The organism is Canibacter oris, from assembly GCF_014197205.1.
Taxonomy (GTDB): domain Bacteria; phylum Actinomycetota; class Actinomycetes; order Actinomycetales; family Microbacteriaceae; genus Canibacter; species Canibacter oris.
Genome location: NZ_JACIFD010000007.1, coordinates 60823 through 86744, shown reverse-complemented (window position 1 = coordinate 86744; position 25922 = coordinate 60823). Strand labels below are relative to the sequence as shown.

Genomic DNA, 25922 nt, shown 5'->3' with positions numbered 1-25922 from the left:
CAGTAGAATAAATACTATGCGTGACACACTGCTCGACAAATTGGAGATCAAAACATCGCCAGCCGCACGTAATGCTGACGGCAGCGCCCGAAGCTACGAGGTAATCACCTTCGGCTGCCAGATGAACGTGCATGATTCTGAGCGCCTTTCAGGGGCGCTAGAAGCAGCCGGGTACGTCAAAAAAGCTGCCAGTGAGAAGGCAGACGTTGTTGTTATTAACACCTGCGCTGTTCGTGAAAATGCAGACAATAAGCTCTACGGTAACCTCGGCTACCTGGCTAGTGTGAAACGCAAACAACCCGGGATGCAGATCGCGGTTGGCGGCTGTTTAGCGCAGAAAGACCAGGGTGTGATTCTTGAAAAAGCACCCTGGGTTGATGTCGTTTTCGGCACCCATAACATGGGTTCGCTGCCGGTGCTGTTGGAGCGCGCCCGGCACAATCAGAGCGCCGAAATAGAAATTCTAGAGTCACTTGAAATTTTCCCTTCAACGCTGCCCACCAAGCGTGACAGTGCTGCTAGCGGCTGGGTTTCAATCTCAGTTGGCTGCAACAACACCTGCACCTTCTGCATCGTACCCAGCCTACGCGGCAAAGAAAACGACCGCCGGCCAGGTGACGTGCTCGCAGAGGTACAGGCACTTGTAGACGCCGGCGCAGTAGAAATCACGCTGCTCGGCCAAAACGTTAATAGCTACGGTGTTTCCTTCGGAGACCGGCAAGCATTCAGCAAACTGCTGCGTACCATGGGCACTATCCCGGGCCTGGAGCGTGTCCGCTTTACCAGCCCACATCCGGCAGCGTTTACCGACGATGTGATTGCTGCAATGGCTGAAACTCAGAACGTGATGCCGCAGCTGCATATGCCGCTGCAATCAGGCTCAGACACGATTCTGCGAGGGATGCGCCGCAGCTACCGCAGCAAGAAATATCTGCAAATCCTGGATAAGGTGCGGCAGGCAATTCCCGATGCCGCAATCACCACCGATATTATCGTGGGTTTCCCAGGAGAAACAGAAGCAGACTTTGAGGCAACCATGGAAGTCGTGCGGCAAGCACGCTTCCAAAACGCATTCACCTTCCAATACTCCATCCGTCCGGGCACGCCGGCAGCCAGCATGCCCAATCAAGTACCGAAAGAGATCGTGCAGGAGCGTTACGAGCGGCTAGTCGCGCTGCAAGATCAAATCTGCCTGGAAGAAAATCAGCAGCAAATCGGTAACCGGGTAGAACTGCTCGTTAGTGCGCCGCAGGCTGCAAAGGGCAGTTCAGTTAAAAGCGACACCGCACGCTTGAGTGGCCGCGCACGCGACGGGCGCCTCGTCCACTTTAGCGTGCCGCAGGGCGCTGCTGTGCCGCGGCCCGGAGACATCGTCACCACCACCGTCACCGCCGCCGCGCCATACTTCCTCATTGCAGACAGTCACGCTGCTTACCAAATGCGCCGCACCAGCGCGGGCGACGCCTGGGATCGCAGCCAAGCAGAAAGCTGCGGCGCACCAACCCCGGGCCAAGCAGGCGCGGTCAATCTCGGGTTGCCCACAATCGGTCTGCGTCCCAAAGCATAATGTTCGCGATAGTAGGAGCAACTGGCACTGGCAAAAGCGCACTCTCCCTGCGACTGGCAGAACAGCTCGCGGCTGCCGGCAGACAAGCCGCAATCATCAACGCTGATGCGATGCAACTGTACCGCGGTATGGATATCGGCACCGCCAAAGTCAGCCCCGCCGAACGCGCCCGAGTGCCGCACCATATGCTCGACGTGCTAGAGCCCTACGAAGAAGCCAGTGTCAGCGCTTACCAACAACAGGTCACCGCGCTGCTGCAGCACATGGCAAACACCGAGACCGTGCCGATTCTTGTCGGGGGCAGCGGGTTATACGTAAATTCGGTGCTCTATGAAATGCACTTCGCGCCGCATGACCCGCAGCTGCGTGCAGAGCTAGAAGCAAGCCACAGCGAGCACGGTATTACTGCACTGGTGGACCGCCTCACCGCGCTCGACCCTACCACCGCGAAAGCCATCGACCTTAACAACCCTCGACGGGTGATTCGCGCCCTCGAAGTGTTTCTTATTAGCGGTAAACCACTCGCCGCACACCTGCCCGAAACACCCCAACTGCTGCGACCAACCCTCGTAGTCGGAGTCGCTGAAGAACGAGCAACCCTCACCGCAAGGCTTGATAGGCGGGTCGAAGAAATGTGGGAATCAGGAATGCTCGAAGAAGTCACCGCGTTAATTCCGCGAGGCTTACGGCAGGGCAAAACCGCAAGTCAAGCCATCGGATACGCCCAAGCACTGCAGCAACTCGACGGCGAATGCAGTGAAGCCACCGCAATCGCTACAACCCAGCAACTCACCAGGCGCTATGCGAGACGCCAAGTCAGCTGGTTTAAGCGACTGCCGCAGTTAAACTGGATCACCACCGCGCAGAGTCAAACACCCGCAACAGTTGCTGAGCTAATTGCAGCCCACAGCGCTGTGACAGCGGCAAACCAGGAATTAAGCGCGGGCAGCAGCGTAATCAGCGGGGTAACCGCAGACACTTCTCAAAACCACGAGACAACCGTGAACACCGCCCAAAGCAGCGAGGTCACATGGCCGAGCTAAACTTCACCAAACTTCACGCCAGCGGGCAAGACTTCATCGTTTACGCTGATCCACACAGCGAAATGCCTTTGGATGCAGCGGATATCGCTAAACTCTGCAATCGCACAACGGGAGTCGGCGCAACCCACCTGATTCGAGCCGTGAAAACAGCCCACCATCCGCGCGGGCAAAGACTCCTGCGGGAATACCCCGAAGCAGAGTGGTTTCTTGACTGTTACGACAGCGACGGTGCGCCGAGTGTGGTTTCTGCCAGCGCGATTCAAGCATACGTACACTTCCTTTTGAGCACACAGCTGCTGGTGCTCGCAGACCGCCGCGAAACCTTTGCCATCGCCACCACCAACGGCGTCAAAGATGTGCTTGCAGGCTTCGCCGGATACAGCGTCGATCTCGGCAAATGGCGCTCCGCCGGCACCGATCCATCTCGCGCCATCAAGCAGCTTACTATCGACAACGAATACACAGTCTACGGTGGGCTCGCAGTAACACACTCCGGTAGCGCAGACACTGCGGCGGTGACAGCTTTGCTTCAAGCGGTGGATCGCCCCGCACGCATCTTGCTGTGCGATTTCGCAGCAGCGCAGGTTAAAGACGGTGTCGCAACCCTCTGTGCACGGTATTTCAGAGAAGGCGCAGAACTGCCGGCAGATGCGGAAGCGGCGGTAGCCGCCGCACTTGCCACACGTGCCGCAGTGCCGGGCCTGCCACACCACTGGAAAATAGTGATGCCCGGCGGAGTGTTAGGGGTGCGGATGTTCCCGACCGAAGAGGGGGAGCACGTCTCTGCATCCGGGCCGGTTGAGACCGTGTATCACGGTACAGTTAGTCTTTAATCGGCAACAGCGTTTATAGTCTCGGTAGCGTTTACAGCCACAGTACGCCGTAGCCCCAGTTGCGCTGCAGTCGCGGCTCGCTCCCGCAGCCACGATTAGCGTTTCGTGACCGCGATTACGTGGAAACCCTTATCGCGAGCAATGCGCGTCACCTCATGAGTCGCCTCAAAATTCTCGACTAGCCACTTCTCAAAAGACACTGCCCCGAGATTCTTCGCCACAACCATTTCGCAGCTGCCGCCGCGCACAAGCCGCGGCAGCCAGGTGTGCATCAAATCGTGCAGCACTGCTTTACCAACGCGAATCGGGGGATTAGAGCGAATCTGTTCAAAGCACAGCTCAGCCGGAATTTCCGCAGCTGTCACCGTCCGCACATTGCGCAGCCCGAGAGCGACGGCATTACTCGCGGTAAGTTCCAACGCGCGAGTGTTTACATCGAGCGCCCACACAGTAGCATCCGGAGCCTGCAAAGCGCTGTCCAGACTGATAGCCCCCCAACCGCAGCCCAGATCTAGAACATTGCCGCTTGGAACCGGCGCCGTGGTGTTTAAAAGCACCCGGGTGCCGCGATCCACATCATCACCGCTGAAAACCCCAGCACCGGTTGTAACCGTGCGCTCCTGTCCGCCCAGCTGCACCTTAATTTCGCGGAGCTTGGCGGCAGTTTGCGGGGACGCGGAGAAATAATGTTCAGGCACATATTGAGTATGGCAGAAAAATTCAGTCTTTGCGGTTAGAATAAGCGGTAGATGACTGAACATAAAGAAGATTTAGAAACTGTCGCCGCAGCGCAGCCGACAGATGACGCAGCTGAAAAAATGCTGCACCGGATTCTCGCAAGCGCCAAACCCGGAGCCCATATTATTCGGGACGGCCAGGCACAGGCTCTCGGTGATGCTGCGTACGATAAACTGCACGCGCAGGACATCAGCATCGAGCTGGAGCGAGAAGAGCGCGCCGGAATGCGGCGCGTTGCGGGGCTATCGACGCAGCTGGAAGACATCACCGAGGTTGAGTACCGTGATGTTCAGCTTGAAAACGTGGTGCTCATCGGGGTTTACTCACAGGGCAGCCTCGCCGACGCCGAAAATTCACTGCGGGAGCTGGCGGCGTTAGCCGAGACTGCGGGCGCAAACGTGCTAGAGGGGCTGCTGCAACGCCGCGCTCACCCTGATCCTGCGACCTATCTGGGCAGTGGTAAAGCAAAAGAGCTGGCAGAGTTGGTGGCGCAGTTGCGTGCCGACACGGTGATCGCCGATTCAGAATTGGCGCCGAGCCAGCGTCGCGCACTGGAAGACGTGGTGAAGGTTAAAGTTATCGACCGCACCGCAGTGATTCTCGATATTTTCTCGCAGCACGCGAAAAGCCGCGAGGGTAAAGCTCAGGTGGAGCTCGCGCAGATCGAATACCTGCTGCCGCGGTTGCGTGGTTGGGGTGAGTCGATGTCACGGCAGGCCGGTGGCCAGGTTGGTGCCGGTGGTGCGGGTATGGGTTCGCGTGGCCCGGGTGAAACCAAAATCGAACTCGATCGCCGCCGCATTAACACGCGGATGGCGAAACTGCGCAAAGAAATCGCACAAATGGCACCGGCGCGCGAGGCAAAACGCGCTAACCGTAAGCGCTCTCAGATTCCTGCGGTGGCGATTGCCGGCTACACCAACGCCGGTAAATCAAGCCTGCTCAACCGTCTCACGCAGGCAGGCGCGCTCGTGCAAAACCAACTCTTTGCGACCCTCGACACCACGGTGCGGCAGGCACAAAGCAGCGACGGCAGGCACTTTACCTATGTAGACACCGTGGGATTTGTGCGCAACCTCCCGCACCAGCTCGTGGAAGCGTTCCGCTCCACCTTTGAAGAGGTTGCCGGAGCAGATGTGATTTTGCACGTGGTGGATGCCTCGCACCCTGATCCTGCTTCTCAGCTTGATGTGGTCCGGCAGGTTATTGCGGAAGTGGATGCCTCGCACATTCCGGAGCTGGTGGTGTTTAACAAGTGCGACCTCATCTCTGAAGAAACCAGATTGGTGCTGACAGGGGTAGCGCCGGGTGCGGTTTTCGTGTCCGCCTACACCGGCGAGGGTATCACCGAGCTGCAAGCACTGATCGACGCGACGCTACCGCAACCCCAGGAGCTCATAACCGCGGTAATCCCTTTTGACAGTGGGCACCTGGTGAATCAGTTGCATGAGAAGCAGCGGGTTTTAAGCGTCGAATATGTGGCTGACGGCACGAAAATCACCGCCTACGTGAACGCCGAAATGCGCGCGAAGCTAGCGCCGTATTCGCAGCCGCAACAGCGCTAAGCGCACGGCTTTAAAGCGCGTTGGCAGCAACAAACTCTCGCAGCTTTTCACTGTCAACAGGCAGCTCGGTGGTGTACTGCGGAAGCTGTAGCATGTGCTGCATCTGCTGACTGAGAGGGGCCGCGAATCCGAGTGCTTCGGTTACGGTTTCTGAGAACTTCTGCGGTTTTGCCGTTTCCATGACATACATGGGGGTGTCCGCGGTGAGGTGCGGCAGTGCGCATTTGACACCGTCTGCAGTGTGCGGATCAATCACCACACCTGTACGGTCATACACCTCTTTGATGGTTGCCACGCGATCAGCGTGGGTGGAGGTTGCGGAGAAAATTTTGAACTGGGTGGACAGCTGCGCAAGCTGCGCAGTAAGATCAATCTGTCCGGTGTCATCCAACTCTTGGAAAGCGGCTTTCAGAGCTTCGGGGTCACTGCCCAACATTTCATAAATCAGGCGCTCCAAATTAGATGCTTTCGAGATGTCCATTGAAGGGCTGGAAGTGATGAAAGTGTCAGCAGCTGACCGTGGGCGGTAGTAGCCAGTGGTTACCAGCTCGTGCAACACGTTGTTTTCATTCGTGGCGATGACCAGTTTCGCGATTGGCACCCCAAGCCTCTTAGCATAGTAGCCACTCAAAACGTTGCCGAAGTTACCGCTTGGCACTGTGAAGCTGACGTGCTGTTGTTGCCGCTCGGTATCGGGGAGCGCATCAGTGATTCGCAACCATGCCCAGAAATAGTAAACACTCTGCGCGGCTACGCGCCCCAAATTCACAGAGTTCACCGCACCCAGGGAGTGCTGCGCCTTAAATGGCAAATCAGCGTTAAGCTCTTTCATGAGGTTTTGGCAATCGTCGAAAACCCCGTCAATAACCACGTTGTGCACGTTAGCGTCGGTTAACGAATACATCTGTGCGCGCTGAAAATCACTCATCCTGCCGCGCGGGGAAAGCATGATAACGCTGGTGCGGTCTTTGCCGCGGAAAGCATACTCTGCGGCGGAACCGGTGTCGCCACTGGTGGCACCAATGATGTTTAGCTTGCCGCCAGTCTGTGCGAGCACATAGGGAATAGCCTCACCGAGAAACTGCATTGCCATATCTTTAAAGGCGAGCGTTGGCCCTTCGGAGAGTCCGACCAGCCCGAAGCCTGGCCACAGTTCAGTGACCGGCACTACTCGCGCATCGTCGAATTGCTCGCCGTAGGCTTTGCGAGTCAGCTGCAGCAGATCCGCCTCCGGAATTTCGGGCCAATACAGTGCGATAACCCGGGCTGCAAGTTCAGGATAGCTGAGCTCACGCCAGCTTTCTATGGTGCTGTGACTCAGACGAGGCATTTCAACCGGCACGGTGAGGCCACCATCTGGCGCTAAACCAGTGATGAGGATTTCCGAGAAAGATGCTGGATCCATGCCGCCGCGGGTTGAAATATACTGCATAGCTGGCATATTACCAGAGTCGTTTTGAAACTCTGTTGGCGCGTGCTTATATAACTGAAAATTCTGCTGTTGTCAGCTAAACAGGGTACTCTTGTATAAGTATTTTGAGAAAGGACTGCGATGAAAAAAATTGCGATTCTGTTAAGCGGTGTTGCGCTCGGTTTTGTGCTGGCACATTTTGTTAACGCCACCCCAGCCGGTCGCAAATTTTTCGAGCAGTTAAATCAGGGCGCCGAAGAGATTCGCGACGCCGTAATTGCAGGCTACAACGAGGCAGAATAGAACAGCAGATGCAAACAGCAGAAATTAAAAAGCGGTGGTTAGATTTTTTTGAAAAAAACGGACACACGGTTGTTCCGTCTGCGCCGCTGGTCAACAACGATCCCGGCGTGATGTTTACAATCGCCGGAATGGTGCCTTTCATCCCTTATTTCTCTGGTGTTGTTCCGGCCCCGTTTAAGCGTGCGACAAGCGTGCAGAAGTGTATTCGCACCCTCGACATTGAAGAGGTTGGTAAAACTCCGCGGCACGGCACCTTCTTTCAGATGTGTGGCAACTTTTCTTTCGGCGACTACTTTAAGCGCGGAGCTATTGAGCTGGCGTGGCAGTTTTTGACCACCTCTGAAGCTGCCGGTGGGCTCGGCTTTAGCCCGGAAGATTTATGGGTTACTGTTTACAAAGAAGACGACGAAGCTTACGCTATCTGGCAAGAAGTAAGCGGGTTACCGCTGGAGAAAATTCAGCGTCTCGATAAAGACACCAACTATTGGTCAACCGGACAGCCCGGCCCAGCCGGCCCATGCTCGGAAATCTTCTTCGATCGGGGCCCAGAGTACGGCGTTGACGGCGGCCCAGCAACCGATGATGATCGCTACGTCGAAATCTGGAACCTGGTTTTCATGCAGTACGAAATCGCAAACGTGGTTTCGAAGCTGGAATTCGACATTGTGGGCGATCTGCCGCAGCAGAATATCGACACCGGTGCCGGGCTGGAGCGCATCGCCTTCATTAAGCAGGGCGTGAACAACATGTACGAAATCGACCAGGTGCGCCCGGTGCTTGACACCGCCGCACGCCTGGCTCAGGTAACTTACGGCGCTGATGAAACCACCGATGTGCGGTTGCGCGTCATCGCTGACCACGTGCGTAGCGGGCTGATGCTCATCAGCGACGGTGTGGTGCCGGGTAAAGACGGCCGTGGCTACATCCTGCGGCGCTTGCTGCGGCGCGTGATTCTGGCGATGCGGCTGCTCGGAGTCACAAAGCCAGTGTTCCCAGAGCTGTTTGCAGCTTCCCGCGACGCCATGCAGGATGCCTATCCAGAGGTGGCAGAAAAGTTTGATTTTATCTCACGCACCTCTAACGCGGAGGAGCAGACCTTCTTGCGCACGCTCTCTAGCGGCATGCAAATCCTAGATGAGGCGATCCACACCGCAACTACAAAGCACACCCCACTCGCGGGCGATGCTGTCTTCATGCTGCACGATACGCACGGCTTTCCAATTGAGCTGACCGAGGAAATTGCAGCAGAAGCAGGGTTGAAAGTCGATCGCGCGGTGTTTAAGGAGTTGCTGGAAGAGCAGCGTAATCGCGCTAAGGCTGACGCTAAAGCTAAGAAGGGGCAAGCAGCTGACCTCAGCGTCTACCAGCAGCTGCGGGCACTTGGCGAAACTAAGTTCCTTGGGTATGACCAGCTGGAGACTGAGAGTAAGGTGCTCGGGATTCTGGTTGCGGGGCAGCCGGCTGCTGCTGCACAGGAGGGCGAAATCGCCGAGGTAGTGCTGGCGGAAACTACGCTGTGGGCAGAATCCGGCGGGCAGGACGCTGACCAGGGGCAGCTCGTTGGTGCGAATTTTGTGGCCGATGTGCTTGACGTGCAAAAGGCGGTGCCGGGTCTGATTGTGCACAAGGTGAAAGTGCGCCAGGGTGCTATCGCCGAGGGTGATGCGGCGCGCACGGTGGTTGATGCCGAGTATCGCTTTGCGGCCGAGCAGGCGCACTCTGCAACCCATATCGTGCATGCCGCGCTGCGCGAGGTGCTGGGGCCGCAGGCGCAACAGGCGGGCTCTTACAACAAAGCCGGCTATATGCGTTTTGACTTCACCCACCCGGAGGCATTGTCTGCGGGCGCAAAGCAAGAGATAGAAGAGATTTCAAACCTCGCCATCCGCAAGTCGTATCAGGTTGGCGTAGATGAGATGTCGTTGGATCGGGCTAAAGAGCTCGGCGCAACCATGCTCTTTAGCGAAAAATACGGCGATGTCGTGCGAGTGGTTGAGATTGGCGCAGACTTTTCACGCGAGCTGTGCGGCGGCACACACGTTGATAACTCGGCACAGGTGGGAATCATTAACCTCACCAACGAGTCTTCAATCGGCTCAGCGAACCGCCGTGTCGAGGCGCTGGTCGGTATGGATGCGTTTAAGCAGTTCGCCGCGGAGCGCGCGCTAGTGCAGGAGCTGACCAGCGGCCTTAAAGTGCCACGCGGAGAGCTCGCCGGGAAAATTAATGACCTGGTGCACTCGCTGAAAGCCGCCGAGAAGAAAATTTCGCAGCTGGAGTCAGCGCAGCTGGCACAGCGCATTCCGGCGCTGGTGGCGGCCGCGGAGACTGTTGGCCGGGTGCAGCTGGTGGCTGCGGAGTTTCAGGATACCGGCGCCGATGAGCTGCGCGCTTTGGCGCTGCAGTTGCGGGAGGCCTTCGGTGCCACGCCGGGTGTTGCGGTGCTGTGCGGTGTAAAAGACGGCAAACCAATGGTAGTGGCTGCTACTACCGCGGCGGCTCGTGATGCTGGCGCTAACGCCGGTGCGCTGGTCCGGGTAGCTGCCGGGGCTCTCGGCGGCGGCGGCGGCGGCAAGCCGGATATTGCCCAGGGCGGTGGCCAAGATCCGACCGCTATCGGTGCCGCACTGGAGCAGGTGCGAGAGGCCCTGCAGGGTTAAGCTGCTGACTCGAAAGCCTTAGAAAGCTGGGTAAAGATGATTGGAATTAGGCTGGGCGTCGATGTCGGTAAAGCCCGCATCGGAGTAGCACGCTCTGATGCGCTTGGCGCACTGGCCTTTCCACTCGAAACTGTACCCCGCGAGCTTTGTGCTGCGCCGCATAAAGCGGCCTTTGCGACCCTGTGGCAGGAGGTTGCGGCCGAGCCTGTTACCGCCGATATTGTGCGACTGCTAGAGCTTGTTGCTGAACACAGCGCAACAGAGGTGATTGTCGGGCTGCCGCTAAACCTGCAGGGGGAGTACACCCCTTCCACCGCTGACGCGGAGTTTTTTGCGCGGGTGCTGGCAACGGCGCTTGCGGCTGCCGGCAGCACCGCCACGGTCCGCCTGATTGATGAGCGGCTCTCGACCAAAACTGCGCAGCAGCAGCTGCACGCAGCAGGTAAGAAAACCAAGCAGAGCCGGGCAGTGATTGATCAAGCTGCGGCGGTGATTATTCTGCAGCAGACACTAGACGCTGACAGCTTGGGAGCGGTGCGTGTTGGCACCGTCGCGGAAATTTTCGAAACGAAGGAGCCGTAATGTCTCAGTTTCCGTCTCCGGGGCAGCCACAGCAGCGCCGTAAAACACCGAAAGCATTGGCTTTAATTCTGATTCTGGCGCTGGTGCTAGGCGGTGGTGTTTACGGTGGTCTCGCGGTTTTCGCACCGCAGGTGTTACAGCAGTTTGGGCTGGGCTTCGGCCCAGCTGATTACCGTGGTGAAGGCGAGGGGGAAGCGCAGATCACGATTCGCGAGGGTGATATCGGCAGCGATGTTGCCGCGCAGCTGTTTGACGCCGGCGTAATTGCCAGCAGCGAAGCGTTCACCAACTACCTGCTGCGGGAACACCCAGATGCGACATTCGGCATCGGAACCTACCAGCTACGCCAGAAGATGAGCGCCAGTGCGGCTTTTGCGGCGCTGCAAGACCCCGCTAACAAGATTGAACTGCGGGTCACAATCCCTGAGGGATTCGTCACTCAGCAAGCATTCGAGCGGCTGGCAGCACAGACCGGTATTCCGGTAGCGGAGTTTGCAGCTGCTGCGGCAGATTATGTGGCGCTCGGTGTGCCCGAAAGTTTCCCGAGCATCGAGGGTTTCTTATTCCCTGCAACCTATGTATTTGCGCCTGAAGATACTGCGCTAGACATGCTGCAGATAATGGTTGATCGCATGTGGCAGGCGCTTGCCGAGCACGGCGTCAGCGCAGCGGATGCGCACCTGGTGCTCACCAAAGCGGCGCTGGTGCAGCGTGAAGCCGGGCAGAACCCAGATGACCTGGCGAAAATCGCGCGGGTTTTCGAAAACCGTCTTGCTGCCGGCAAAAATCTGGAATCAGACGCAACCGTGGCTTACGGTACTGGCCAGCTGCACACCGTCTGGACCACTGACGCGGAGCGTGCGGATGCCTCAAACAAGTACAACACTTACGCCAACCCGGGACTCCCGATTGGCCCCATCGGGCTTCCCGGTGATGCTGCAATAGCGGCGGTATTAGCGCCGGCTGACGGGCCATGGCTGTTCTTTGTGGTGGTTGATCTCGAAACCGGCGAGACAGCCTTCTCAGAGACCCTGGAAGAGCACGAGGCAGCTGTTACCGCATTACAACAGTGGTGCGCCGCGCACGAGGCGGCCGGTGGCACGCTGTGCGACTAGCGAAGGAGCGCCAGATGACTAAGCAATTCGCGGTGCTGGGACAGCCTGTGGCGCATTCACTGTCACCCGCGATCCACCAAGCCGCATATCGAGCATTAAAACTCCACTGGCAATACGGCAAATTTGAGGTCGGGGTGGATCAGCTTCCCGAATTTCTTGCAGCGCACTCAGAGTATGCCGGTTTTTCAGTTACCATGCCACTGAAACAAGCCGCCGCGAACCTAGCGAGCAGCCAGTGTGTTATCACCGCAGCAACCGGTATCGCAAACACCCTGGTGCAGCAGCCAAACGGTGGTTATGCGGCTTATAACACTGATGTGCCGGCACTGGCTAAAATTTTCAAGGAGCGTTACGAGCCGCAAAAGGTGGTGATTTTGGGGGCTGGTGCAACTGCGGTTTCTGCTGCTGTAGCAGCAACGCTGGTGGGAGCACAAGAAATTTATTTCGTTGCCCGGCGACAAGAGGCGGCGCAGCAAGCTGCTGCCACCCTGGCAACAACCCTGCAGCGTCTGGCACACCGCACCGCCGCAAACCCGCAGCTGCACGCATTGAGTTTCGCCGCGATAGCGCCTGATGGGGCGCACCCGGGTGATGCGGCACACCAGGGTGATGCCAGGGCACAGCTGGGCGACACCGACCTCACCGTGAATGCGCTGCCCGGTGATGCCGTTGTGAGTCTGCCGCAGCAGCTGATAGAGAGCGATCTATTTGATGTTTCCTACAGTCCGTGGCCGACTGCAACCGCCACTAAATGGTTAGCGCAAAGCACTAAGCACACAGTCACTAATGGTCTAGTGATGTTGCAGCAGCAGGCGATTTTCCAGTTGCGGCTTTTCTTGAATCAAGACATTAGGGCACAGTTACCTAACGAAGCAGCGGTGTGGCAGGAAATAAATGCTGCAGTCACCGTAAAATAGAGGTTATGCTTCGTTGGATAACTGCAGGTGAGTCACACGGTCCTGAACTAGTCGCGGTGTTGGAGGGGTTGCCCGCTGGCACCCCCGTTTCGCTTGAGCAGCTACGCGCTGATTTGGAGCGCCGCAAGCTCGGTTACGGCCGCGGATCGCGCATGAAGTTTGAGCAGGATGAATTGAATTTTGCGGGCGGGGTGGTGCAGGGTTACACCATCGGCAGTCCGATTGCGGTGCGGATCGGCAACACTGAGTGGCCAAAATGGCAAGAAGTGATGAACGCGGCTCCCACCGAGCTTAGCGACAAGTCTCGTGGCCGCGGTGCGGCGCTGACCCGACCACGGCCGGGGCACGCTGACCTCACGGGCATGCAGAAATACGGCTTTGAGCAGGCGCGGCCAGTGTTAGAGCGGGCAAGCGCCAGGGAAACCGCGGCACGCGTCGCGCTGGGTGCAATTGCTAAAGCCTTCCTTGCTGAGCTGGGCATCGAGCTTGTCAGCCACACCGTGGCGATCGGCCCGGTTGTGGTGCCGGCTGCTGTTGCGCTGCCCCGGCTTAAAGATGTGGCGGCGCTGGATGCTGATCCGGTGCGCTGCTTTGATGCGGAAACCAGCCAGCAGATGGTTGCTGAGATTGACGACACCAAGAAATCTGGCGACACCGTTGGCGGGGTTGTCGAGGTGCTTGCCTACGGGGTGCCGCACGGCCTTGGCAGCTACGTGCACTGGGATCGCCGCCTTGATTCACGTCTCGCCGGTGCCCTTATGGGTATTCAAGCGATTAAAGGTGTGGAAGTCGGCGACGGTTTTGAAACTGCGCGGCGCCGCGGCTCTGTGGCGCATGACCCACTCACCATCACCGACGCTGCGACGCACCGGATCGAACGCGAAACACAGCGTGCCGGCGGTATTGAGGGCGGAATGTCTACCGGTCAGGTAATTCGGGTGCGAGCGGCGATGAAACCGATTGCAACCGTGCCGAAGGCACTGCCAACCATTGATGTTGCAACCGGCACGGATGCCAGTGCGCATCATCAGCGCAGTGACGTGTGTGCGGTTCCAGCGGCGGGTGTGGTTGCCGAAGCGATGGTGGCCTTGATCCTCGCCGATGCCGTGGTCGAAAAATTTGGCGGCGACAGCGTTGCTGAGACGCGCCGTAACATGGAGGCGTACTTGGCTGCTATCCCTGAGAATTTGCGCACCGAAATTGAGCGTTAGCATGTCTCACAGGCCATCTCGCAGGGTAGTCAGAGCAGCTGGCCCACCGCAGTCGCGACCGTTACCAGCACCGCCGCGTGACGGCAGCGGTGCTTCCCGGTTGCCGCGGAAAGCGATTGTCTTTGTGGGGCCGATGGCGGCGGGCAAAACCAGCATCGGCAAACGCGTTGCGAAAGAGCTGGGCGTGCCGTTCATCGACACGGATTCGCAAATCGTGCAGCGTCACGGCGCCATCACCGAAATTTTTGCGCAGCGCGGCGAGGCGGAATTTCGCCGCATCGAAGCCGATGTTGTAGCACGAGAAATTGCTGAACCTGGTGCCCGTATCGTGTCGCTTGGCGGCGGTGCCCTCACCACCGCGCAGACGCGCGAAATACTACGTGATTATCCCGTAATTTTGCTGATGACAACCGAGCGGGCGGTGATGAAAACCGTGAATCTCGCGAAGCGCCCGCTGCTTAGAGACGATCCGGGAGCCTGGAGCAGAATTTTGGAGCAGCGCCGCCCCCAATATGAGGCTGCGGCAAAGGTTACCTTCCGCACAGATAAAAACAGTAAAGAGGGCATCACCCGCATGATTATTGACTGGATTTACCAGCAAAGCGGGAAATACTAAAGCTTTAAACAGTAGGCCACAGCAGGAGAGAATTAATGTCACACACCACCATCACCGTCAGCGGCGCCGCAGCCAGCGAAATCCTGGTGGGTCACGGATTGTTGCAGCAGCTACCCGCGGCGCTCGGCAGCGGGGTGCAGCAGGTTCTGATTGTGCACACAGCCACCGTAGGGAAAATCGCCAGCTCAGTGCGAGAGTCGCTCGCGGCAGCAGGTTACACCGCCTTGCTCGCAGAGGTTCCCGATGCAGAGGCTGCCAAGCGCGTCGAAGTGGCTGCTTTCTGCTGGCAAATTATGGGGCAGGCTGACTTTACCCGCTCCGACGCGATTATTGGCATTGGCGGCGGAGCTGTCACAGACCTCGCAGGTTTTGTTGCGGCCACCTGGTTACGCGGCGTGAAGCTGCTGCAGATTCCGACTACGGTTCTCGCCATGGTCGATGCCGCGATCGGAGGTAAAACCGGCATCAACACCGCCGAGGGCAAGAACCTCGTGGGCTGCTTCTATGCTGCCGAACGGGTGTTGTGCGACCTCGAGCTGTTACAAACCCTGTCGCCGAACGAGATTCGCGCTGGTTTTGCCGAGGTCGCCAAGTGTGGCTTTATCGCGGAGCCGGAAATTCTTGATCTGCTTGAGGCAGATGTGGATCGCGCCACCGACCCTACAAGCGCCGAATTCCGCCGCGCAATCGAGCTCGCAATCAAAGTTAAAGCTGACGTGGTTTCACAGGATTTCAAAGAGAGCGGCCAGCGTGAGATTCTAAACTACGGGCACACTCTGGGCCATGCGATCGAACACGCGGAACGCTACCAGTGGCGCCACGGTGTCGCGATTGCGATCGGCATGGTGTACGCGGCTGAGTTGGGCCGGCTCGCAGGGCACCTCAGTGATGCGGTGGTGGATCGCCATCGCCGTATTTTCGAGCTGCTACAACTGCCAGTGACCTACCCTGCTGGCCGCTGGGAGGGGCTCTTGGCAACTATGCAACGCGATAAAAAAGCGCGGGCCGGGATGCTGCGCTTCATCGTGCTCGATGACGTTGCCAAACCGCGGGTTTTAGCGGGTGCGGATCACTCGCTTTTGCGTTTCGCCTACGACGAAATCGCCGGCTAACCGCGCATACGAGGCGCTGCGCCCCGGTGCTGGCCGTAGCGCATTGCTGTGGTGTCGCGGTGCCATGTGCCGCGCATGTGACTGTGGTGCGCGGCGCGGCATGCAGTAAGCTTACTCCCAGATGCTCGGCGCAGCCTGGCGCGTTGCGGGGAGCTTCACCGCTTGGGCCCATGCCGCAAGTTCTGCTGGGAGCGGGAAGGCTGCCTGATCCACCCCTAAAATCTCACATAATTCTGCCATTGTTGCGGTGCCGCCCGAGCGTTTTACAAAACGCCCCTGGATGAACGCGCGGGCGTAAATTTCGCCGCGGCGCACAAACCGCTGCTCAATGTATGCGGCACGCTGATCCATCCCAATTAAACGGGTTTCAACGGTGAACTTGCGCCACGGATTCAGGGATTTGCGGTAGCTGATGGTTTGCGCACCCACAACCGTGTAAATGCCGTGCTGCTTAAATTTTTGCCACAGTCCCGAGCGCACCGTGTACTCGAGTCGGGCAACGTCAAGCACCGAGAGATATTTACCGTTGTTCATGTGCAGCAAAATATCAACGTCTGTTGGCCATACCCGAAACGTGGTGCGGGTGACGGCGCTGAGATTGACTGCGGGTTTAGTTTTGGCAACCACCAGAGAGTGCCACAGGGTGCGCGGAAGCATATGCATACAGATAAGCTTAGCGCGCAAGTCTTAACGGCGCGATTTGCAGAAATTACGTTAGAATTAGCTAGTTAAACACTACTGTTAGGAAGATAATGGCAACCAGTAACGATATTAAAAACGGTACAGTGATTCTCGAGAACGGCCAGCTATGGAGCGTTGTAGAGTTCCAGCATGTAAAACCTGGTAAGGGCGGCGCTTTCGTGCGCACCAAGCAGAAGAACGTGGTCAGCGGCAAGATTGTTGACAAGACCTACAACGCTGGTGCCAAGATTGAAACCGCGCAGGTGGATCGCTCTGACTACCAGTACCTCTACCGCGACGGCAGCGACTTCGTGTTCATGAACCTCAGCGACTATGATCAGGTAAACGTTAGCGAAACCATCGTTGGCGACGCTGAGAAATTCATGCTGGAGAACATGAACGTTACCATTGCAATGCATGACGGTTCACCGCTTTACATTGAACTTCCAGCATCTGTAGAGCTGGAGGTTACCTACACCGAACCAGGCCTGCAGGGCGACCGCGCAAACGGCGGCACAAAGCCTGCAACCGTAGAGACCGGTGCTGAGATTCAGGTGCCGCTGTTCCTTGAGACCGGCACCAAGGTGAAGGTAGACACCCGCACCGGTGAGTACCTGGGTCGTGTTTCTTAATGAGTGCTCGCACTAAAGCACGCAAGCGCGCAATCGACATGATTTATCTCAGTGATGTTATGTCGCGGTCATTGCATGAGGTGTTGCGGGCAGAGGCTGAGCGTGCGCTGGGGGAGCCTGACCGTCGCGCCAGCTGGCTATATGCCTCTGAAATTGTGCAGGGCGTTGCCGAGCATCAGGAGCAAATTGATGAGTACATTGCTTCTGCTTCTGAGGGGTGGCCGTTGGAGCGGATGCCTAATGTGGATCGCGCTGCCCTGCGAGTCGCAACCTGGGAAATCTGCTTTAATGACGAGGTTCCGGCAGCGGTCGCCATCGATGAAGCTGTATCTCTGGTGAAACAGCTCTCAACTGAGGACTCTTGTGGTTTCGTAAACGGCGTGTTGGGAAGAATTGCCGACCTGCAGGCGTTGTAATGCTTGGAAACTGTTTCACTGAGAAGAATTGAGGTAACACAATGGCGAATCTTGCGAAACTGCACCCGCAGCTGCTGGCTAAGGTGGGGGAGCTTGAAGAGCTCACGCAGGAAGCATATGAGGAAGCCGGGCTTGACGCAAAGCTCGTGGAGCTCGTTAAGATCCGGGTGTCGCAACTGAACGGCTGCGCCTACTGCCTGCGTAGCCACAACCAGCTGGCGCTGGAAGCTGGAGACAGCTTTGATCGGCTCGCGGTGTTGCCGGCGTGGCGTGAAGCTCAGTGCTTTACCCCTATGGAGATTGCTGCTCTTGCTCTTGCTGAAAATGTCAACAACGGCGATGCGGCTGCGCACGACTACGCACCGTTGAACGACGAGCAGATTTCTGTTATCAGCTGGATTGTAATCACTATGAACGCCTGGAACCGCATCGCGCTGCACAGCCACTTCCCGGTGAAATAGTAGCCACAGCAATAGCCTGTGAGGCAGGTGGGTATTTCGCGGCGGGTCCCTCAGTGGGGCCCGCCGCTTTTACGTGGGCTTCGGGAGTATTTTCTAGACCTAGTACAAACATAAAAATGCTGGTGACACCCGAAAATAGCGGCTTGGAGTTTGCTAGAATAAAGAAAGCACTTCTTTAAGAGCGTCCCGTGAGGCGCAGAAGGGGGCAAAATGCGTCAGGTGCTTGAAGCCAGTGAAATGGCTCGTGCGTTAACCCGTATCGCGCACGAAATTATTGAATCAAATAAGGGAGCCGACAATCTAATCATCATCGGCATTCCTACTCGTGGTGCGCTCTTGGCTGAGCGTATTGCCGCAAACATTAATCGGATTGAAGCCGCAGCGGTTCCAGCGTTTACTCTTGATGTCACAATGTACCGTGACGATCTCGGGGCGCACCCGATGCTTGCACCTAAACCAACCGACATGCCAACAGAATCGCTCGACGGTAAAACCGTCGTACTGGTCGATGACGTTTTGTTTTCTGGGCGCACCGTGCGCGCCGCGCTCGACGCCTTGGGCGCTCACGGTCGGCCAGCGGTTGTGCGGCTTGCTGCCCTGGTAGACCGCGGGCATCGGGAGTTGCCGATCCGCGCTGATTTCATCGGTAAAAACCTGCCGAGTGCGAAAAGCGAGCGGATTCAGGTGCAGCTGGTGGAAACTGACGGAGTGGATGCGGTATTTATCGGAGCTGCTGCGGAGAGTGAGAAATAATGCGTCACTTGTTACACACAGCCGAGCTGACTCGCGACGAGGCAATCACACTGCTTGACGTAGCCGAGCAAATGCAAGCAACCCAACAGCGCGAGGTAAAAAAACTGCCAACGCTGCGTGGCAAAACCGTGGTTAACCTGTTTTTTGAAGATTCTACCCGCACCCGAATATCTTTTGAGGCCGCTGCGAAACGACTTTCGGCTGACGTCATTAACTTCAGCGCTAAAGGCTCCTCCGTATCTAAAGGGGAGTCACTCAAAGACACCGCTCAGACCCTGCAAGCAATCGGCGCCGACGGCGTCGTAATTCGGCACTGGGCGTCAGGGGCGCCGGCGAAACTCGCGGCCAGCGGCTGGATTACCGCGGGCGTGCTCAACGCCGGTGACGGCACTCACGAACACCCGACTCAGGCGCTGCTTGACGCCTTCACCATTCGGCAGCGGATTCACGGCAAAGCCAGCGCTGGTAAAGGGCTCGACGGGGTCCGCGTGACTATCGTCGGTGACATTAAGCACTCCCGTGTGGCGCGCTCAGACATGTGGCTGCTAACAACCCTCGGTGCCGAGGTTACTTTTGTCGCGCCGCAAACTCTGCTCCCTTACGGCGCAGAAAACTGGCCTGTAACTCTCGAAACTGATTTTGACCGGGCGCTGGCAACCAAACCTGACGTGGTGATGATGCTGCGCATTCAAGCCGAGCGGATGCAGCACGCTTATTTCCCATCAGCCCGCGAATACAGCCGCCAGTGGGGGCTCACCGAGCAGCGCTTCAAACTGCTTGGCGACAAAGCGATGGTGATGCATCCGGGGCCGATGAATCGCGGTCTAGAAATCGCCAGTGCCCCAGCAGACTCTGACAAATCAACCGTTTTGCAGCAGGTTGCCAACGGTGTGAGCGTGCGAATGGCGGCGCTCTACCTGCTGCTCGCCGGAAAGGACGCATAACAATGGCCGATATTCTAATCAAGAATGTGCGCCTGGCAGCAGCTGAAACCGCGCCGGGCACTGCGCTTCACAGCGAGCCGGTAGATTTGCGCATCTCAGGCGACAAGATTGTAGAGCGCGGCACAGACCTCACTGCAACCGCCGCAGAACGCGTGATTGACGGCTCCGGTTTGCTCGCATTTACCGGTTTTGTGGATCTGCACACCCATTTGCGGGAGCCAGGTTTTGAACAGTCTGAAACTGTCTACACCGGCACCCGCGCCGCAGCCGCGGGCGGTTTCACTACGGTTTTCGCTATGGCAAACACCGCTCCGGTGCAGGATAACGCGGGTGTTGTGGAACAGGTTGCGGCACTCGGCGATAACGCGGGCTACGCCACGGTGCGGCCAATCGGAGCGGTAACCGAAGACCTGGCAGGGGTAAAGCTCAGCGAAATCGGCGCTATGGCCAACTCCCGCGCCCAGGTGCGAGTTTTCAGTGACGATGGTAAGTGCGTACACGACTCACTTTTGATGCGCCGTGCTCTGGAATACGTCAAAACTTTTGACGGGGTAATCGCACAGCACGCGCAAGATCCGCGTCTCACTGAGGGCGCGCAGATGAACGAGGGGCAGCTGTCAAGCGAGCTGGGACTTGCCGGGTGGCCAGCTGTCGCTGAGGAATCAATTATCGCGCGCGACGCGCTGCTCGCGGAGCACCTTGATGCCCGTTTGCATGTCTGCCATCTTTCAACCGCCGGCTCAGTGGAAGTGGTGCGGCAGGCAAAAGAGCGCGGCGTTAAAATCACTGCAGAGGTAACTCCGCACCATCTTATTCTCACCGAAGATTTAGTGCGGTCATATGACGCGCGCTACAAAGTAAACCCGCCGCTACGGCGCGACACCGATGTGGCTGCGCTGCGCGAAGCGGTTGCAGCGGGAATCATCGACATTATCGCGACTGACCACGCACCGCACCCGGCAGAAGCCAAAGATTGCGAGTGGGATGCCGCCGCTTTCGGGATGGTCGGCCTGGAATCAGCTTTCTCAATCTCACAGCTTAGCCTGGTTGAGCCAGGGCACATCAGCTGGGCACAGCTGGAACAGCTGCTCAGCCAGAAACCAGCGCAGATTGGCAGCTATTTTGAGCATCCGGCGACGCTGACGGTTGGCGCTACCGCCGATTTGGTGCTGGTTGATCCGCACCGCACCCGGGTTTTCAGCGAAGCTGATTTGCGCGGCCGCAGCACCAACTCACCATACTTCGACATGGAGCTGCCGGGCCGAGTACACACCACGGTGCGCCACGGCGTCATCACCTGCGACAACGGTGAAGTGGTAGACCTGTGACTCAAAACTATCTCATCGGCGGCAGCGTCTGCGCTGTGCTTGCGGTGCTAGCATTTTGGGGAATGTGGCGTAGCTGGAACCGGCGGCAGCGCCAGGGTGACGCCCTGGTAGCAGCTCTGACACCGGTAACCGGAGCTGCGCAGCAAAAGTTTGAGCGGGTTCTCTATGTGGTTACGCATCCGGCTGCACAGCCGCTTGTGCGGGTCAGCCTGCCGGGGCTAATCTACCGCGGCTACGCAACTGTCACGGTGCACTCAGACGGGCTGAAAGTTGCGATACCGGGTGAAAACGAGACCGCGATTGGCGCGATCCACCGCATCACCACCTGCCAATCTTCACTCGCGAAAACCGTTGAAAAAGACGGTCTGGTTGAGGTGCACTGGCGTGCTGGAGAGCAAGCATTAGTGAGTGTGTTTCGGTTACCGAGCGCCGCGCAGCAAAAAGAATTTATTAACTTAGTTACAAGCAATATTGAGGGGACAGGGCAATGCTAACCACGTTTACGCCGCCTGCAGCAGCGGCAACCACCGGCAAAGCTGTGCTGGTGTTGGAGGACGGCCGCCGCTTTGAGGGGCGCGCATACGGCGCAACCGGCCGCACACTTGGCGAGCTGGTGTTTTCAACCGGTATGACTGGGTATCAGGAGACCCTCACTGATCCGTCTTACGCGGGCCAGATTGTGCTGATGACTGCCCCTCACATCGGCAACACCGGGGTTAACAAAACCGATATGGAAAGCAGCCGTATCTGGGTGAGTGGTTTTGTGGTGCGCGACCGCGCACGCCGCGTTTCTAATTTCCGTGCTGAAAAATCGCTCGACGAAGATCTCATCGCAAACGAGGTTGTCGGCATCTCTGACATCGACACCCGTGCTGTGACCCGCCACATTCGTGCCGCGGGCTCCATGAAAGCTGGTATCTTCTCGGGTACAGATTATGAGCTGGATGCTGCCGCGCAGCTGGAGCTGGTGCTGTCACAGGCCGCGATGGCCGGTCAAAACTTATCAACCGTAGTGTCCACCAAAGAGCGCTACGATATTCCGGCAAACCCAGAGGTATCCCGCGTCGGTTCCATTGCAGTGCTCGATCTCGGCGTTAAAGCCGCAACCCTGCGCTACCTCGCAGATCACGGCTTTGACGTTATCGTACTGCCGGCAGACACCACCTTCGAGCAGCTGCAGGAAATCGCGCCAGACGCGCTGTTTTACTCCAACGGTCCGGGTGATCCAGCAGCCAGCCAGCAGCAGGTAGATTTGCTTGCCGCCATGCTGCGCACCGGGGTGCCATACTTTGGTATCTGCTTCGGCAATCAGTTGCTTGGTCGCGCACTCGGCTTTGACACCTACAAGCTGCCGTTCGGGCACCGCGGCATCAACCAGCCAGTGCTTGACACCCGCACCGGAAAGGTCGAAATCACTGCACAAAATCACGGTTTTGCGGTGGACCTCGCAGCCGATCGCGAGCACGAGTCACCGCACGGCTTCGGGCGCGTGCGTGTCAGCCACATCAGCCTCAACGATCAGGTTGTGGAAGGCCTAGAGTGCCTCGACATTCCTGCTTTCAGCGTGCAGTACCACCCAGAGGCAGCAGCCGGCCCGCACGATGCCTTCTATCTTTTTGAGCGGTTCCGCCAGCTGGTAATGCAACGCGCTGCGCACGCAAATACAGCGGCAAGCGCAGCAGCAAACTCACAAGCAGTAACCCCGACTACCTCACAGGAAAGCGAGAACAACTAATGCCAAAACGCGACGATATTAATTCCGTTCTCGTTATCGGCTCTGGCCCGATTGTGATCGGCCAGGCTTGCGAGTTTGATTACTCTGGTACCCAGGCTTGCCGTGTGCTGCGCAGCGAGGGCGTCCGCGTGATTCTTATCAATTCCAACCCGGCGACGATTATGACCGACCCGGATTTTGCGGACGCCACCTACGTGGAACCAATCACCCCGGAGGTTATTGAGTCAATCATCATTAAGGAGCGCCCTGACGCAATTCTGCCAACTCTCGGCGGGCAGACTGCGCTGAACGCCGCTATCGAGCTGCACAAGCGCGGCATTCTCGACAAGCACGGGGTAGAGCTCATCGGCGCTAAGGTTGATGCGATTGAGCGCGGCGAAGACCGCCAAATCTTTAAAGACCTGGTGCTGGCAGCGGGTGCTGATGTGGCACGCTCCGCAATTGTGCACAGCCTCGAAGAGGCGAAAGCTGCGGCGCTTGACCTCGGCTACCCGGTTGTGGTGCGGCCATCTTTCACCATGGGTGGTCTGGGCTCAGGCTTTGCCTACAACGAGGAAGATCTGATTCGCATCGCAGGCGACGGCCTGCACTACAGCCCAACCACCGAAGTGTTGCTCGAAGAGTCCATTCTCGGCTGGAAAGAGTACGAGCTAGAACTGATGCGCGATACCGCCGACAACACCGTTGTGGTGTGTTCAATCGAAAACGTTGATGCGGTTGGCGTGCACACCGGCGACTCCATCACCGTGGCTCCAGCTCTTACTCTCACCGACCGCGAGTTCCAGAAGCTGCGCGACATCGGCATCGACATTATTCGGCGCGTGGGCGTAGACACCGGTGGCTGCAACATTCAGTTTGCTGTGGATCCACAAACCGGGCGTATCATCGTGATTGAGATGAACCCGCGCGTGTCTCGCTCCAGCGCGCTGGCTTCTAAAGCTACCGGGTTCCCGATCGCGAAGATTGCTGCAAAACTGGCTATCGGCTACCGCCTCGACGAGATTCCTAACGACATCACCGAGAAGACTCCAGCCAGCTTCGAGCCGACCATCGACTATGTTGTGGTAAAGACCCCGCGCTTTGCGTTTGAGAAGTTCCCTGCGGCTGACGATACTCTGACAACCACCATGAAGTCTGTTGGTGAGGCGATGGCGATTGGCCGTAACTTTACGACCGCACTGCAAAAGTCGCTGCGTTCGCTTGAAAAGCGCGGCACCAGTTTCCACTGGGGCGAGGAGTCTCGCAGCGTTGCTGAGCTGCTAGAAAGTATCAAGCGCCCGACAGATGGTCGCATTGTCGCTGTGCAGCAGGCGCTGCGCTTAGGCGCGAGCATCGAAGAGGTCTACGCGGCTTGTGATATTGATCCGTGGTTCCTCGATCAAATTCAGTTGATTAACGAGGTTGCAGCTGAAATTCAGGCAGCTGAGCGGCTTGATGAGCAGCTGTTGCGCACCGCGAAGAACCATGGTTTCAGCGATATTCAGATCGGGCAGCTGCGCGGTATGAGCGAAGCTGAGGTGCGGGGCCTGCGGCACGGTATAGGGCTGCGTCCGGTTTACAAGACCGTAGACACCTGCGCGGGTGAGTTCCCCGCGCTAACCCCTTACCACTACAGCTCTTATGATTTGGAGACCGAGGTTGCGCCGTCACAGCGCGAGAAGATTATTATCCTCGGCTCTGGCCCGAACCGTATCGGTCAGGGTGTGGAGTTTGACTACTCTTGTGTGCACGCTTCCTTCGCGCTGAGCGATGCGGGCTACGAGACCGTAATGATCAACTGCAACCCTGAGACCGTGTCCACCGACTACGATACCTCGGACCGGCTTTACTTTGAGCCACTGACGCTGGAGGATGTGCTGGAGGTGATTCACGCCGAGCAGCAGTCCGGCAAAGTGTTGGGCGTTGTGGTGCAGCTCGGTGGGCAGACCGCGCTGGGTCTCGCAAAGCCACTGCAGGAAGCCGGGATTCCGATTCTCGGCACCACCCCAGACGCTATTGATTTGGCGGAAGAGCGTGGCGCTTTCGGTGAAATCCTGGCGCAGGCTGGTTTGCTCGCGCCAAAGCACGGCACCGCAACAACTGAGGCCGGGGCGCTGAAGATTGCCACCGAGATCGGATACCCGGTGCTGGTGCGCCCATCATTCGTACTCGGCGGCCGTGGCATGGAGATTATTTACTCTGAGGCGGGGCTGCGCGACTACTTTGAGCGGATCGCGGAACACGCGCTGATTGGCCCCGGCCAGCCGCTTTTGGTTGACTACTTCCTTGATGACGCCACCGAGATTGACGTTGATGCACTGTTTGACGGTGAGCAAATGTACATGGGCGGCATTATGGAGCATATTGAAGAGGCCGGCGTGCACTCCGGTGACTCTAGCTGCACCCTGCCACCGGTGTCACTCGGCGATGCCCAGATTCAGCAGGTGATTGCCGCAACCGAAGCGATTGCGCGCGGCATCGGAGTGAAAGGCCTGTTGAACGTGCAGTTTGCGTTCGCGCAGGGGCAGCTGTTTGTGATCGAGGCAAACCCACGCGCCAGCCGCACCGTGCCATTCGTGTCTAAGGCGCTCGGCATTCCGCTCGCCAAAGCTGCCAGCCGCATTATGGTTGGGGAGAGCATCGCAGAGCTGCTGGAAAGTGGCTTCCTGCCGGCTGCTGACGGCACCCAGGTGCCGCTTGACGCCCCGGTTGCTGTGAAAGAAGCTGTGCTGCCGTTTAAACGTTTCCGCACCGCAGAGGGTAAGTCAGTTGACGCTCTGCTCGGGCCGGAAATGCGCTCAACCGGTGAGGTTATGGGCATGGATGTTGATTTCCCACGCGCGTTCGCGAAGAGCCAGGCGGGTGCGGGCAGCACTCTGCCTGCGGGCGGTACCATCTTCATCTCGGTTGCAGACCGTGATAAGCGCGGCGTAGTAATGCCGGCGCGACGTCTGGTGGAAATGGGCTACAAGCTGCTCACAACCCGCGGCACCCAGGTGGTGCTGGCCCGCAACGGCGTGCCGTCAGAGCTGGTTAGCAAGCACTCCGAGAGTGATTTTGAGCACCCATCTATCGTGTCGCTGCTGGAGCGTGGCGAGGTTGACCTGGTGGTCAACACCCCATCAGGGCAGGCGGAGCGCGCTGACGGCTACGAGATTCGTGCCGCGGCGGTAACCGCAGACAAGCCGATTTTCACCACTATTTCAGAGCTCACCGCGGTTGTTGCCGCGCTCAGCGCGAAGGATGAACCGTTCGCGGTGAAGAGCCTGCAGGAATATGCGGCAGAGCGCGCAGCTCGTGTTGCAGAGAGCGCTCACTAA

General features: G+C 57.9%; 24 protein-coding genes. 21 read left to right on the top strand and 3 right to left on the bottom strand.

Annotation, left to right across the window (positions count from 1 at the left end; all coding sequences use genetic code 11):
- Positions 1-16 precede the first annotated feature (16 nt).
- From miaB to F5897_RS04390, 3 genes are read left to right on the top strand one after another with little or no spacing between them, the layout of a single operon-like run.
- The gene (gene miaB / locus F5897_RS04400; protein ID WP_183304615.1) at positions 17-1567 is read left to right on the top strand and encodes a tRNA (N6-isopentenyl adenosine(37)-C2)-methylthiotransferase MiaB; all 1551 of its coding nucleotides are present in this window, start codon (positions 17-19) and stop codon (positions 1565-1567) included.
- Positions 1567-2610, top strand: coding sequence for a tRNA (adenosine(37)-N6)-dimethylallyltransferase MiaA (gene miaA / locus F5897_RS04395; RefSeq protein ID WP_183304614.1), 1044 nt, complete (start codon positions 1567-1569; stop codon positions 2608-2610). Before miaB ends, miaA begins: the two co-directional genes overlap by 1 nt.
- Entirely contained in the window at positions 2598-3443 is an 846-nt protein-coding gene (locus F5897_RS04390; protein WP_183304613.1) for a diaminopimelate epimerase, read from the top strand. The genes miaA and F5897_RS04390 overlap by 13 nt, the downstream gene beginning before the upstream one ends.
- A gap of 95 nt (positions 3444-3538) precedes the next feature.
- On the opposite strand, the gene F5897_RS04385 is transcribed toward F5897_RS04390, so the two are convergent.
- Positions 3539-4141 (bottom strand): class I SAM-dependent methyltransferase, encoded by a 603-nt coding sequence (locus F5897_RS04385; RefSeq protein WP_343048797.1) that lies wholly within the window; start codon positions 4139-4141, stop codon positions 3539-3541.
- A 51-nt stretch (positions 4142-4192) separates the two neighbouring features.
- Here F5897_RS04385 and hflX point away from each other — a divergent pair, with 51 nt between their 5' ends.
- Positions 4193-5746, top strand: a complete 1554-nt coding sequence (hflX, locus tag F5897_RS04380; RefSeq protein ID WP_183304611.1) for a GTPase HflX — start codon at positions 4193-4195, stop codon at positions 5744-5746.
- Between the two features lie 10 nt (positions 5747-5756).
- Here hflX and thrC read toward each other — a convergent pair whose 3' ends face one another.
- Positions 5757-7178: a threonine synthase gene (thrC, locus tag F5897_RS04375; RefSeq protein WP_183304610.1), complete on the bottom strand. Its 1422-nt coding sequence runs from the start codon at positions 7176-7178 to the stop codon at positions 5757-5759.
- 120 nt (positions 7179-7298) lie between these two features.
- On the opposite strand from thrC, the gene F5897_RS04370 reads away from it, so the two are divergent.
- The 8 genes from F5897_RS04370 to aroB are packed head-to-tail and all read left to right on the top strand — an operon-like array spanning position 7299 to position 15673.
- Complete coding sequence (locus tag F5897_RS04370; RefSeq protein ID WP_124824164.1) at positions 7299-7460, top strand: helix-turn-helix domain-containing protein; 162 nt, start codon at positions 7299-7301, stop codon at positions 7458-7460.
- Between the two features lie 8 nt (positions 7461-7468).
- Complete coding sequence (alaS, locus tag F5897_RS04365) at positions 7469-10120, top strand: alanine--tRNA ligase (protein ID WP_183304609.1); 2652 nt, start codon at positions 7469-7471, stop codon at positions 10118-10120.
- A 36-nt stretch (positions 10121-10156) separates the two neighbouring features.
- Positions 10157-10702 carry a Holliday junction resolvase RuvX gene (gene ruvX / locus F5897_RS04360; RefSeq protein ID WP_183304608.1) on the top strand — a complete coding sequence of 182 codons (546 nt, stop codon included), beginning with the start codon at positions 10157-10159 and terminating at the stop codon, positions 10700-10702.
- Positions 10702-11817, top strand: a complete 1116-nt coding sequence (mltG, locus tag F5897_RS04355; RefSeq protein WP_183304607.1) for an endolytic transglycosylase MltG — start codon at positions 10702-10704, stop codon at positions 11815-11817. Before ruvX ends, mltG begins: the two co-directional genes overlap by 1 nt.
- 14 nt (positions 11818-11831) lie before the next feature.
- A complete protein-coding gene (locus tag F5897_RS04350) occupies positions 11832-12734 on the top strand; it encodes a shikimate dehydrogenase (protein ID WP_183304606.1) in 903 nt (300 codons plus the stop codon).
- Between the two features lie 5 nt (positions 12735-12739).
- Positions 12740-13945: a chorismate synthase gene (gene aroC, locus F5897_RS04345; protein ID WP_183304605.1), complete on the top strand. Its 1206-nt coding sequence runs from the start codon at positions 12740-12742 to the stop codon at positions 13943-13945.
- A 1-nt stretch (position 13946) separates the two neighbouring features.
- Positions 13947-14561: a shikimate kinase gene (locus F5897_RS04340; protein ID WP_183304604.1), complete on the top strand. Its 615-nt coding sequence runs from the start codon at positions 13947-13949 to the stop codon at positions 14559-14561.
- 35 nt (positions 14562-14596) lie between these two features.
- The gene (gene aroB, locus F5897_RS04335; RefSeq protein ID WP_183304603.1) at positions 14597-15673 is read left to right on the top strand and encodes a 3-dehydroquinate synthase; all 1077 of its coding nucleotides are present in this window, start codon (positions 14597-14599) and stop codon (positions 15671-15673) included.
- Between the two features lie 111 nt (positions 15674-15784).
- Here the strand turns inward: aroB and F5897_RS04330 are convergent, their stop codons facing one another.
- Positions 15785-16336, bottom strand: coding sequence for a thioesterase family protein (locus tag F5897_RS04330; protein ID WP_124824156.1), 552 nt, complete (start codon positions 16334-16336; stop codon positions 15785-15787).
- Positions 16337-16425: 89 nt separating this feature from the next.
- Here F5897_RS04330 and efp point away from each other — a divergent pair, with 89 nt between their 5' ends.
- The 9 genes from efp to carB all read left to right on the top strand — a co-directional run bounded on the left by efp (position 16426) and on the right by carB (position 25922).
- Positions 16426-16986, top strand: coding sequence for an elongation factor P (efp, locus tag F5897_RS04325; protein ID WP_124824155.1), 561 nt, complete (start codon positions 16426-16428; stop codon positions 16984-16986).
- A complete protein-coding gene (gene nusB, locus F5897_RS04320) occupies positions 16986-17402 on the top strand; it encodes a transcription antitermination factor NusB (protein ID WP_124824154.1) in 417 nt (138 codons plus the stop codon). Before efp ends, nusB begins: the two co-directional genes overlap by 1 nt.
- 41 nt (positions 17403-17443) lie before the next feature.
- Positions 17444-17863 carry a carboxymuconolactone decarboxylase family protein gene (locus F5897_RS04315; RefSeq protein ID WP_124824153.1) on the top strand — a complete coding sequence of 140 codons (420 nt, stop codon included), beginning with the start codon at positions 17444-17446 and terminating at the stop codon, positions 17861-17863.
- Between the two features lie 210 nt (positions 17864-18073).
- Positions 18074-18616 carry a bifunctional pyr operon transcriptional regulator/uracil phosphoribosyltransferase PyrR gene (gene pyrR, locus F5897_RS04310; protein ID WP_124824152.1) on the top strand — a complete coding sequence of 181 codons (543 nt, stop codon included), beginning with the start codon at positions 18074-18076 and terminating at the stop codon, positions 18614-18616.
- The gene (locus tag F5897_RS04305) at positions 18616-19560 is read left to right on the top strand and encodes an aspartate carbamoyltransferase catalytic subunit (protein ID WP_183304602.1); all 945 of its coding nucleotides are present in this window, start codon (positions 18616-18618) and stop codon (positions 19558-19560) included. The genes pyrR and F5897_RS04305 overlap by 1 nt, the downstream gene beginning before the upstream one ends.
- Positions 19561-19562: 2 nt before the next feature.
- Positions 19563-20888, top strand: a complete 1326-nt coding sequence (locus tag F5897_RS04300) for a dihydroorotase (protein ID WP_124824150.1) — start codon at positions 19563-19565, stop codon at positions 20886-20888.
- Positions 20885-21382: a PH-like domain-containing protein gene (locus F5897_RS04295; RefSeq protein WP_183304601.1), complete on the top strand. Its 498-nt coding sequence runs from the start codon at positions 20885-20887 to the stop codon at positions 21380-21382. The genes F5897_RS04300 and F5897_RS04295 overlap by 4 nt, the downstream gene beginning before the upstream one ends.
- Complete coding sequence (gene carA, locus F5897_RS04290; protein WP_183304600.1) at positions 21376-22623, top strand: glutamine-hydrolyzing carbamoyl-phosphate synthase small subunit; 1248 nt, start codon at positions 21376-21378, stop codon at positions 22621-22623. Before F5897_RS04295 ends, carA begins: the two co-directional genes overlap by 7 nt.
- Positions 22623-25922 carry a carbamoyl-phosphate synthase large subunit gene (gene carB, locus F5897_RS04285; protein ID WP_183304599.1) on the top strand — a complete coding sequence of 1100 codons (3300 nt, stop codon included), beginning with the start codon at positions 22623-22625 and terminating at the stop codon, positions 25920-25922. Before carA ends, carB begins: the two co-directional genes overlap by 1 nt.